10 protein-coding genes are annotated in these 10,230 nt (G+C 60.9%); 2 read left to right on the top strand and 8 right to left on the bottom strand.

The features are described 5' to 3' along the window. Positions 1-4 precede the first annotated feature (4 nt). From ACQKP1_RS25340 to ACQKP1_RS25360, 5 genes are all read right to left on the bottom strand, one after another. Positions 5-742: an MBL fold metallo-hydrolase gene (locus tag ACQKP1_RS25340; RefSeq protein WP_427277446.1), complete on the bottom strand. Its 738-nt coding sequence runs from the start codon at positions 740-742 to the stop codon at positions 5-7. A 10-nt stretch (positions 743-752) separates the two neighbouring features. Continuing rightward, positions 753-1,838: an ABC transporter ATP-binding protein gene (locus ACQKP1_RS25345; RefSeq protein WP_427277447.1), complete on the bottom strand. Its 1,086-nt coding sequence runs from the start codon at positions 1,836-1,838 to the stop codon at positions 753-755. Then, a complete protein-coding gene (locus ACQKP1_RS25350; protein ID WP_427277448.1) occupies positions 1,835-2,623 on the bottom strand; it encodes an ABC transporter permease in 789 nt (262 codons plus the stop codon). The genes ACQKP1_RS25345 and ACQKP1_RS25350 overlap by 4 nt, the downstream gene beginning before the upstream one ends. Positions 2,624-2,625: 2 nt before the next feature. Continuing rightward, complete coding sequence (locus ACQKP1_RS25355) at positions 2,626-3,489, bottom strand: ABC transporter permease (RefSeq protein WP_427277449.1); 864 nt, start codon at positions 3,487-3,489, stop codon at positions 2,626-2,628. A gap of 232 nt (positions 3,490-3,721) precedes the next feature. Further along, on the bottom strand, positions 3,722-4,795 hold the full coding sequence (locus tag ACQKP1_RS25360; RefSeq protein ID WP_203018895.1) for an ABC transporter substrate-binding protein: 1,074 nt from the start codon (positions 4,793-4,795) through the stop codon (positions 3,722-3,724). A 142-nt stretch (positions 4,796-4,937) separates the two neighbouring features. Here ACQKP1_RS25360 and ACQKP1_RS25365 point away from each other — a divergent pair, with 142 nt between their 5' ends. Both ACQKP1_RS25365 and ACQKP1_RS25370 read left to right on the top strand, forming a co-directional pair. After that, positions 4,938-5,564 carry a TetR/AcrR family transcriptional regulator gene (locus ACQKP1_RS25365; RefSeq protein ID WP_427277450.1) on the top strand — a complete coding sequence of 209 codons (627 nt, stop codon included), beginning with the start codon at positions 4,938-4,940 and terminating at the stop codon, positions 5,562-5,564. Between the two features lie 30 nt (positions 5,565-5,594). Further along, positions 5,595-5,990 carry a YybH family protein gene (locus tag ACQKP1_RS25370; RefSeq protein ID WP_203018897.1) on the top strand — a complete coding sequence of 132 codons (396 nt, stop codon included), beginning with the start codon at positions 5,595-5,597 and terminating at the stop codon, positions 5,988-5,990. A 58-nt stretch (positions 5,991-6,048) separates the two neighbouring features. Here the strand turns inward: ACQKP1_RS25370 and ACQKP1_RS25375 are convergent, their stop codons facing one another. From ACQKP1_RS25375 to nirD, 3 genes are read right to left on the bottom strand one after another with little or no spacing between them, the layout of a single operon-like run. Next, on the bottom strand, positions 6,049-7,176 hold the full coding sequence (locus tag ACQKP1_RS25375; protein ID WP_203018899.1) for an NAD(P)-dependent oxidoreductase: 1,128 nt from the start codon (positions 7,174-7,176) through the stop codon (positions 6,049-6,051). Continuing rightward, a complete protein-coding gene (locus ACQKP1_RS25380) occupies positions 7,148-9,796 on the bottom strand; it encodes a molybdopterin-dependent oxidoreductase (protein WP_427277451.1) in 2,649 nt (882 codons plus the stop codon). Before ACQKP1_RS25380 ends, ACQKP1_RS25375 begins: the two co-directional genes overlap by 29 nt. 4 nt (positions 9,797-9,800) lie before the next feature. Then, entirely contained in the window at positions 9,801-10,130 is a 330-nt protein-coding gene (gene nirD, locus ACQKP1_RS25385; protein ID WP_203018901.1) for a nitrite reductase small subunit NirD, read from the bottom strand. Between the last annotated feature and the right edge of the window lie 100 nt (positions 10,131-10,230).

A 10,230-nucleotide genomic window follows, 5' to 3' on the forward strand; every position in this document is an offset into this window, starting at 1 on the left:
CCCGTCAGAGTGTCTTGTGTTTTGCGTCGAGCCAACCGGTGATCAGCTCCCGATATCGTTCGCCGCTGAAGCTTGGAAAATGGCCGCCATGCACCAGCCGCACCTTCAGCCGCAGCAGGCGCTCCATCGAAGCGTGATAGTCATTGGCGTTCGAGTGGTAGGTGTCCTCGATCAGCGGACCGTCGTAGAGAATGTCGCCGGAAAACAGGATTTCCGTCGCTTTCTCGTAGAGCGCGATGCCCCCGGGGGAATGGCCGGGAGTGTGAATGATCTCGAATTGCCGATCGCCGAGGTCGACCATGTCGCCGTCCTCCAGCAGGCGCGTCGCCGGCGCCCGCTTCACCGCATAACACTTCGAGCAATAGGGCTCGGGCGGCAGGGCGTCGAAAATGTCGTCGGTAACATAGGGGTCGGCCAGCGTGTTTTCGCGTGTCGGATCAGCGAGCAGATCCGCCTCTGCCGAATGGACCGCACGGCATTCGAACTCGTGGTGGCAGCCGATGTGATCGAAATGGGTGTGGCTTGCCACCGCGATCAGCTCACGCTCGGTGACAAGCGGGACCCATTCACGAAGCGAGACGACGCCCATGCCACTGTCAACAAGCATGTCGCGATCGCGCCCACGCACATGCCAGATGTTGCAGCGGTAAAATTCCTGGATATGCGGCTCGCAGATATAGGTCACGTCATCGTCGAGACGCCGGACACTGTACCAGTCCTCAGGGCGCGTGCGCGGTTTCATCACGTGTCTCCTATGCTTCGACCAGAGCGACGATGGTGTCAGCCTTGACCGTCAACTCGAGCTCATCGCCAGGCTGCGGGTGCGCGGTTTGCGGCAGATGGGCGGTTATGACGATCTCGGAATTGCCTTGGGGCTGAAGGTGGCACCGGTGATGCGCTCCGAAAAAGGCACTGTAGGTGATCCGCGCATGGCCGAGCGCAACTGTTGCGCCCGCCTCGCCGGCGGACCGGAAATGTTCAGGGCGAATGCACAGAGTGATCTTTTGCTCTGGAGAAGGCGCGTCCCCGGTGAAAGCCGTGATGGGGATAGTGGCTGGACCGAGCGCCGTTTCTACCCGCGCTTCGCCCTCCGCAAGCGAGATCACCCTACCGGGCAGGAAGTTCGCCTCGCCCATGAAACCTGCGGCAAACAGCGAACGCGGCCGCATATAGATGTCCGAGGGTCTGCCGACATCCTCGATCCGGCCGTGGTTCATCACGACGATCCGATCGGCGATCGCCATGGCCTCTTCCTGATCGTGGGTGACATGGATGAAGGTTGTGCCCACACGCTTCTGAATGGCCTTCAGCTCGTCCTGCATCTGGCGACGCAGCTTCAGATCCAGCGCGCCCAGCGGCTCGTCGAGTAGAAGAACATCTGGATCGACCGCGAGCGCACGTGCAAGCGCCACGCGCTGACGCTGGCCGCCGGAAAGCTCGTGCGGCTTCTTCGCTGCCGAAGCCTTGAGCTCGACCAGGTCGAGCATGGCGAGCGCCTTTTGGTGGCGCTCGGCCTTTCCCATGCCGCGCATGCGCAGGCCGAAGCCCACATTATCAATGAGCTTCATATGGGGGAACAGCGCGTAGTCCTGGAACATGGTTGTCGTCGGCCGTTTTGCCGGCTCAACATGTGTCATGTCCCTACCGCCGATGGCGATCGCGCCAGCGCTCGGCTCGATAAAGCCACCCAGGATCGAGAGCAGGGTCGTCTTGCCGCAGCCAGAGGGGCCGAGAAGCACGATGAACTCGCCGGCGGCTATCTCCAGCGAGACATCATCGAGCGCGCGGAAGGCACCGAAGACTTTCGTGGCGTTTCGGATCGAGACGTCTGCGGTCATTGAGATTTCCCGGATTTTCTGAAGACGGCGAGTTCGAGAAGGATGATGAAGGCGACAGAGAGGAGGAAGACGACGCTGCCTATCGCGTTGGTCTTGGGGTCGAGGCCGGAGCGCAGCATGCTCCAGATCTCGACCGGAAGCGTCACGTCGAAGCGCGACAACAGGAAGGCTATGATGAACTCGTCCCAGCTGAAGGTCACCGACAGGAAGAAGGCGGCGAGGATGGATGGCATCAGCATTGGTGCGGTGACGAGTGCCATGACCTGCCAGTCCTTCGCGCCAAGATCGCGGGCGGCGCGCTCGATATTGACCTGGTGGCCGCCCATGGAGGCGTAGATGATCGCAAAGCAGAGCGGCAGGTTGATCACGACATGACCGATGCCGACGGTCCATAGCGACAGCGAAACATTGAGCCTGGACAGCATCGACAGCAGGCCGAGCCCGATGATCAGCGTGCTGACCGTCATCGGCGCGACGATCAGGGCGCGCTGCAGGCCGGATGCGGGAAGCTTGTAGCGGGCAAAGGCATAGGCTGCGAGGAAACCGAGCAGGCAGGAGATTGCAGACGATACGATGGCAACGACGAGCGAGTTAAAGAGCGCTGCCATCAGCTTTTTGTCGGCGAAGATCTCGCCATACCACTTCCAGGTCATGCCATGCAGGGGGGGCACGGGTAGCGTGCCGTCCTGGAAGGAGAAGAGCACAAGAACGGCGACCGGCAGGAAGATGAAGATATAGAGCCCACCGGCATAGAGGATCGCAAGGGCCGTATTGAGGTGCCGCATGGTCAGGTCCTCTCCATCTTCAGCCATCTGGCACAAGCGAGATAGGCGATCGTCACCACCACCATCAGCACCAGCGACAGGGCTGCAGCCATGGGGAAATCAGCCCGACGGCCGAGCTGCAGCATGATGAGCTGCGGCAGGACGAGCTCGTTGTTGCCGCCGAGGATCTGCGGGGTGATGTAGTCGCCGATGCACAGCACGAAGGTGAGAAAGGCGCCAACCATGATGCCTGGCAGGGTCAGCGGCAGGATCACATGCCAGAAGGTCTGGAAGCCGTTTGCACCAAGATCGGCGGCTGCACGGCGGTAGTTCTGCGAGAGCTGAACAAGATTGGCATAGATGGTCAGCGTCAGCAGCATGACGAAGAAATGCACAAAGCCGATCACCGTGCCGATTCGGTTTGCAGACAGTTCGAGCGGCTCGGCGATCAGGCCCGTCCACATCAGGGCCTGGTTGACGACGCCGCCCTTGGACAGGACCAGCAACCAGGAATAGGAGCGAACCACATAGGAGGTCCAGAACGGCAAAATTGCCATGATCAGAGCAAAGCGTTGCCAGCGACGCGGCACGCGCTCGGCGATAATCCAGGCCAGCGGATAGGCAAGCAGGATCGAGATGATCGTGACGGTCAGTGTCACTTCAAGCGAATTGAAGAGTGCCTTGAGAAGATGTGGCTTGCCGAAGAATGCGGCGTAGTTGTCGAGGGACCAGGTCGCGATAATCTCGCGCCCCTGCCGCTTCCAGAAGCTGAGCGCCGCCATGTAGAGGAAGGGCAGGAGGAAGAAGGCCACGGTCCACAGCATCGCGGGCAGCGCAAATCCTAAAGCCTTGCGGCGTTCTCTGCGCTCTTGCGCGGCGGCAGTCATTGACGGGTTGCTCCGTTCATCTGGCTAAAGCGGCTGGGCTGACAGGAATTTATGGTGCCCAATCTTCAAGGCGGCCACAGATCTTCAAGACCGCCTGTTCTGTTGAACGCGCGCAGTTGCTACCTGCAGCATATGACCCATCGGGGCCGCGATACGCGCGATGAAGCAATTGTTTGAGAGCAAGCTTGGGGCGCGGACTGACTGTGCCTGCCGCGCCCCCTAAGGGCCGCGCTTATTGCTGCAGCATTTCCGTCCAGACATCCTGCATAGCCACATCGAGATCGGCATTGGCTACCGGATAGAGCTGGGTGTTCTTCAGGTATTCGGGCTGCTTGTCCCAGCGCAGCGCCGTCTTCTGCTCGCCGGTGAGCTGCTCACCGGCCTTGGAATTTGCCGGCATGCCCCAGTAGCAGGACGAGGTGGCAAGGCGAGCCTGGCCTTCTGGGCTCAGAATGTACTGCACAAACTTGACGGCCAGATCCTGCTTGGTGGAATCCTTGAACACGCCGATCGACTGTGCCCAGCGCAGGGCGCCCTGCTTCGGCACGGTCCAGTCGAGGTCCGGCTTTTCGGCCGTGAGACCTGCAGTCACCCATTCGCCGCCGCCGAGGATGATGTCGACTTCGCCGCTGACAAGTGCTGTCTGCGAGGCGACGACATCACTGACCTGGCGCGAGACCTTCTTCATCTCGAACAGTTTTTCCCTGATCGCGGGGAGATCGGCTTCGGTCAGATCGGCGGTGTTCTTGCCGATGGCAAGGCCGGTCAGACCGATCATCGGCAGGTAGTAGTCATAAAGCGCAATGCGGCCCTTGTATTTCTCAGACCAGAAGATCGACAGGTCTTCCATGTCCTTCGGATCGACCTTGCTCTTGTCGTAGGAAATCGTGTTGTAGCCGAACTTTTCCGTCACGGCGTAGATCTTGCCGTCCTTGGTGTTGTTGGCTTCCATGCGGACTTCCGGGAAGATGTCGGCCATCGGCAGCTTGTCGGCCGGAATTTCGGCGAGAAGATCCATTTCGACGGCGCGAGGCACGTCGACACCGTCGATGACAAAGATATCCCAATCACCCGGTCGCGACTGCTCGACGATCGAGAGACCAGCGCCGGTTCCCTCATATTCCTTGAGATTGACCTTGACGTTGTTGGCCTTTTCGAAGGGTTCGATCAGCGCCGGGTCAGTGTGGTCGCACCAGACGAGGGCATTCAGCTCCTCCTGGGCATGAGCCCTTCCGGACAAGGCAGAGATGGCAACGGTCGCAAGAAGCAGGCGGCGGGAGAGCCCGCCGGTTACGGTCTTTTCCATAAGTTCACCCTCTTGTCGAAGGCCCGGGGCGGACCCTCGCGTTGATCAGAATAGCGCTCGTTCCGGCGCCTTGAGAAAAAGATTGAGTGAATTCATTTTTTAAGTCAATCTCAAATTTGAGGAGATTCCAACGGAGCTAGCCATGACCGGATTGCGCGCCCGACAGAAGGCCGACAGGAACCGTCGCATCCTGGACTCGGCAACGACCCTGTTCCGGGAGCAGGGCTATGACAGCGCGCGCATCGAAGATATCGCCGAGATGGCAGAGGTCTCGGTCGGCACGCTCTACAACTACTATCAGAACAAGGGAGACATCCTCGTCGCGACCGTTTCGATGGAGGTGACCGAGGTGCTCGAGGCCGGTGAATTGATTGTCGCCAATCCGCCGCTCAACGTGAGCGATGCGCTCGGCGCGCTGATCAACCAGTATTACGATCACTCGCTCGTCTATCTCAGCAAGGAGATGTGGCGCACGGCGATGGCGTCCTCGATCCACCAGCCCGAAACGCCGCTGTCCAAGCGCTACACTGAGCTAGATACGCGTCTCTGTGCCCAGGTCGTGCAGCTCATCGAGACCTTGCAGCGGCGCGGTGTGATTGTCGCCGGCGTCGATGCACGGGCGCTGGGTGAGGTGTTCTTCAACAACCTCAACATGATGTTCATCGAGTTCTGCAAGAAAGAAAGCATGCCGCTTGAAGAGCTCAAGGCCCGTGTCGCCGAGCAGAACCGCCCGATCGCCGAGTTGATCAGCAGCGTGAAGCGCCTCTGACGCCACCGAAATCCCGAAGAAATGACAGAGATGACAGATCATACGACCGCAGTGCTTTCCGCAGCCGATGCCCTGGTGGCAGCCTTCGGCCGTCACGACACCAAGGCCTATTTCGATGCCTTCGCGCCGTCGGCGACTTTCATCTTCTACAATCTCGATCGCACCCTTGTCGATCGCGCGGCCTATGAGGCGGAATGGGCGCTGTGGGAAAGCCGCGACGGCTTTTTCGTGAAGGCCTGCCGCTCGACGGACCGCAGCCTATACATCGTCGGGGATGTCGCCATTTTCACCCATGCGGTGGAGACCGATCTCGTTATCGGCGGCAAATCAATAACCAACCATGAGCGTGAAACGATCGTCTTTGTCCATCAGCCGGACGGTCGCTGGCTTGCCATTCATGAGCATCTTTCGCCGCTCCCGATGTAGTTGTTGCTTGTGACTGGGCTACCACAAAAAAAGGCCTAGCTAGGCGTTCGGAGCGAACTCATACAAGTCTCTGTGCAATCAGCCCCTCGCAACCAATATAACATAAATCTACCAACGATATTTCAGCAGAATGCCCAGCAATTCCCTGCACCAATTCGCATTGGATGCCGTGGCGCCGGTAGACACCGAAGTCCATCATGCCCTGTTCGGACTGACCGTCGTAGCCCGCACGAAGAAGCACAACACGTTTCCCGTTGCGCGCCATGCCGACGATGGTGTCGTGTAGGTTCACCGCACCAACTGTGTCATCCCGCGCGACGACGCTACTGACCAGCATCCTTTTTGCTTCTCGACGGGCGAGTTCAAGAACATCCTGCGAGACGCTTTCGTCAAACAGGATGATGTCGGCAGCCTGCAGTGTCCGGACAGCCTTGAGCGTCAGCATTTCGGCATCTCCCGGCCCTGAACCGACCAGCGCCACCGAACCGGATACTTCCATATGGCACAGCTGATCCATGTCCGTCACAACCGCCTGCCGATCGGTCTCACCGGGCGGACGTGCCGACGAGAAGCAGCGATCGACGAAGCGCTCCCAGAAGGCCCGACGCCGCGGCCCGGGTGCGAGATGCAGATTGACCGTGTCTCGCAGACCCTGTGCCAATGCAGCCCAGCCCTTGAGAGAGGGCGGCAGGAGCGTCTCCACGCGTCTGCGAATGGCCTGGGCGAGGATCGGAGCGGCACCGTCCGTGGAGATCGCCAGGATCACCGGTGAGCGATTGACGATCGATCCGAACTGAAACTGGCAAAAGGCCGGTTTGTCGATGACATTGAAAGGCACGCCGGCTGCGCGCGCGGCACAGGCAAAGGCACGCGCCTCGTCATCGGTGTCGCAGTCCGCGATCGCCATGGAAGCCCCGGCGAAAACGCCGATATGCCATGGCGTATCGCGGATCGTGACCTTCTCCGCGCGTGCCAGTTCTGCCATGACGTCTCCGACTGTGCCGGCGGCTGCGAAGACTTCGACCCTTGCTCCGCAGGCAGCCAGAAGCTCCGCCTTCCAGGCCGCAGCGTCTGTTCCGCCAGCCACGAGCGCCCTCTTGCCCTGTAGGTCGAAGAACAGCGGCAGCTTGGCGAGCGGCTCGATCCGAGCGGCCGGATCACTCCGCTGCGAGGAGCGGTTGCGCATCGAGGATCCTCCTGATTTCGGGGCGGCACGAGCCGCAATTGGTGCCGGCGGCTAGCGCGTCTCCGACAGCCTCGACGGATCGGCAGCCGTGATCAATGGCGCGGCGGATGTCATTGACGCCAACCGAGAAGCAAGCGCAGACGATCGCGCCGCGATCGGGTCTGTTCGTTTCGGGGCGCCCCGCAACCAGCCTGCAGCGCGCGAGACGGTCACCATGATCGACATTCAACTGGTCGACAGCCCATTGCCGGGAAACCGCAACAGGCGCCCGGGAGACGAAAAGCGCGGCTAGCAGATCAGTGCCGTCAAAGGCAAGGATGCGGCTGTCACCCGACGTCGAGTCGACGTAGGCAACCATGTCGACATCTGCGCCAAGTTCGAGGCTTCTCGATAGCCACGCCCCAAAGCCGCCATCCGGTTCGTCTCCGGCGAGCTCCAGTCGATAGCCGCCTTCAGTCTTGGCCATGGCCCAATAGGAAAACGGCAGGTTGGACGGCTTGTTGCGCGTCACCAGAAATGCGTGGAGGCGTGCCGAGTAGCGTTCAAGCAAAACACGCGCCTGTTTCAGGGCCGGCTGCCCGGAAATCGGATCGGTGAGCGACGGCACCAGGGTGTCGACGCGGGCTGCCGAGGCGGTCTCGTCGCTCCAATGCATTGGAACGAAGAGCGATCCGCGCGACTGCCGGTCGCTGAGCAAGGCCCGGACGATGACCTCTCGTCCGCCTTGGCCAGTGACACGAACCAGGTCGGCATGCCCGACCCCATGGTCGGCGGCGTCGAATGGATGGATTTCGCAATAGGGTTCCGCCATGTGAGCGGAAAGCCGCGCACTTTTGCCGGTGCGGGTCATGGTGTGCCAATGGTCGCGCACCCGCCCGGTGTTCAGAATGAAACCGTCTTCCTGGGAGGCCACGGCCGCTTGCACGGGCGCGAACCGCGCCTTGCCATCGGGATGGTAGAAGCGACCATTGTCGAAGAAACGCTCCGGCGCCTCACCGGTTGCCGGCCGAGGCCATTGGAACGGACGAAGATCGTCATACTGATCCTCGTCGATCCCAGCGAAGGCACCGATGTCGAAATCTCTGGTGCCTTTGTTTTCAAAACTGGACAGAGCCGCGTGCTCCGCGAAGATATCGACCGGCGAAGCGAAATCGAAAGCGCGGGTAAATCCCATGCGCTTGGCGACTTCGGTAATATGCCACCAATCCGGCCTTGCCTCGCCGGGTGCGGACAGAAACGCTCGCTGGCGGGAAATGCGCCGCTCGGAATTGGTCACCGTGCCGGATTTCTCGCCCCATCCCGTCGCCGGGAGAAGGACATGCGCCAGACGCCCCGTGTCCGTATCTCCCTGCATGTCCGAGACGACGACAAAGGGACAGGCTTCGATGGCAGCCTTCACCTTGTCGGCGTCCGGCATGGAAACCACGGGATTGGTGGACATGATCCAGAGCGCCTTGATCCGACCGTCTGCCACGGCATCGAACATGTCCACGGCCTTGAGCCCCGGGCGGTCGGCAATGCGTGGTGCCCCCCAGAAGCGCTGAACCCGATCACGGTGATCGGCATTCTCAATCGCCATGTGCGCTGCGAGCATATTGGCAAGGCCACCGACCTCCCGACCGCCCATGGCATTCGGCTGGCCGGTCAGCGAGAAAGGCCCCATCCCCGGTCGCCCGATACGCCCGGTCGCCAAATGACAGTTGATGATCGCATTGACCTTGTCGGTCCCGACCGAGGACTGATTGACCCCCTGGCTGTAGCAGGTGACGACACGTTCCGTGTCCGCGAACAGCCAGAAGAACTGCCGGATTGACAGTCCGGAGAGGCCCGTCACCTCCGAAAGCGCAGCCATCGATTGAGGCGATGCCGCAATCAGCGCTTCGGCGAACCCTGAAGTATGTGCCCCGACAAAGGCTTCGTCGATCCGGTTGGTCTCGGCAAGATGCGCAAGCAGCCCATTGAACAGGGCGACATCTCCGTCCGGACGCACGGCAAGATGGAGATCGGCAATGTCGGAAGTCGCGGTCCGACGCGGATCGATCACGACCACCTTCATCGTCGGCCGGGACGCCTTGGCAGCGGCGATGCGCTGGTAAAGCACCGGATGACACCAGGCGAGGTTCGACCCGACGAGAACCACCAGGTCGGCGAGCTCGAGATCCTCGTAGGTTCCGGGCACCGTATCCGATCCAAAGGCGCGGCGGTGTCCCGCAACCGAGGACGCCATGCACAGCCTGGAATTCGTGTCGATGTTGCCGGAACCGATGAAACCCTTCATCAGCTTGTTGGCGACATAGTAGTCCTCTGTCAGCAACTGGCCGGAGACGTAAAAGGCCACCGAGTCCGGTCCATGGGAAGCGATCGTATCGCTGAAGCGCTCGACGACCAAGTCTAGTGCCGCATCCCAGCTCGACCGCTGCCCGTGTATTGTCGGGTAGAGTGCGCGTCCGTCCAGGTCCAGAGTCTCGGCCAGAGCCGATCCCTTGGAACACAATTTTCCGAAGTTCGCCGGATGCTCGGGGTCGCCCCTTACGGTAAAAATACCCGCCTCGTCGACGCTTGCGATGACACCGCAGCCGACGCCGCAATAGGGGCACGTAGTGCGGGTTTCGCAGGCCATGGGTTCACTCCGCCGCCACAAGGACGCTCTCAAGCGCGATCGATAGCTGGCCATCGATATTGCGGATCGGAATGGTGCGTACTGCACCTTCGTCGGCCCCGAGTGCCTTACCCGTCTCCAGCGAGATGACCCAGTTGTGCAAAGGGCAGGTGACGGAAGCGCCGTGCACGATTCCTTGCGTCAGGGGACCGCCCTTGTGGGGGCAATGGTCCTCGATCGCATAAACCTCATTCTCGGCGGTACGAAACACGCCGATCTTGCCCTGCGGGGTCTTCACGCAACGGGCACCGCGCAGGGGGATATCATTGATCGTGCCGATGGCGATCCAGTTCATGGGGCATGCTCCTTGTTGTTCAACATTCACCCTCCCCTTGAGGGGAGGGTCGGACCGAAGGTCCGGGGTGGGGTGATCAGGCGGCCGTAAGCCGCCACAT

The organism is Allorhizobium sp. NPDC080224, assembly GCF_050281005.1.
Lineage (GTDB): Bacteria > Pseudomonadota > Alphaproteobacteria > Rhizobiales > Rhizobiaceae > Allorhizobium.

What these genes read in the sequence shown, in the direction of transcription:
- ACQKP1_RS25340 (WP_427277446.1), bottom strand. Translation starts at nt 742, where the DNA reads ATGAAACCGCGCACGCGCCCTGAGGACTGGTACAGTGTCCGGCGTCTC.
- ACQKP1_RS25345 (WP_427277447.1), bottom strand. Translation starts at nt 1,838, where the DNA reads ATGACCGCAGACGTCTCGATCCGAAACGCCACGAAAGTCTTCGGTGCC.
- ACQKP1_RS25350 (WP_427277448.1), bottom strand. Translation starts at nt 2,623, where the DNA reads ATGCGGCACCTCAATACGGCCCTTGCGATCCTCTATGCCGGTGGGCTC.
- ACQKP1_RS25355 (WP_427277449.1), bottom strand. Translation starts at nt 3,489, where the DNA reads ATGACTGCCGCCGCGCAAGAGCGCAGAGAACGCCGCAAGGCTTTAGGA.
- ACQKP1_RS25360 (WP_203018895.1), bottom strand. Translation starts at nt 4,795, where the DNA reads ATGGAAAAGACCGTAACCGGCGGGCTCTCCCGCCGCCTGCTTCTTGCG.
- ACQKP1_RS25365 (WP_427277450.1), top strand. Translation starts at nt 4,938, where the DNA reads ATGACCGGATTGCGCGCCCGACAGAAGGCCGACAGGAACCGTCGCATC.
- ACQKP1_RS25370 (WP_203018897.1), top strand. Translation starts at nt 5,595, where the DNA reads ATGACAGATCATACGACCGCAGTGCTTTCCGCAGCCGATGCCCTGGTG.
- ACQKP1_RS25375 (WP_203018899.1), bottom strand. Translation starts at nt 7,176, where the DNA reads ATGCGCAACCGCTCCTCGCAGCGGAGTGATCCGGCCGCTCGGATCGAG.
- ACQKP1_RS25380 (WP_427277451.1), bottom strand. Translation starts at nt 9,796, where the DNA reads ATGGCCTGCGAAACCCGCACTACGTGCCCCTATTGCGGCGTCGGCTGC.
- nirD (WP_203018901.1), bottom strand. Translation starts at nt 10,130, where the DNA reads ATGAACTGGATCGCCATCGGCACGATCAATGATATCCCCCTGCGCGGT.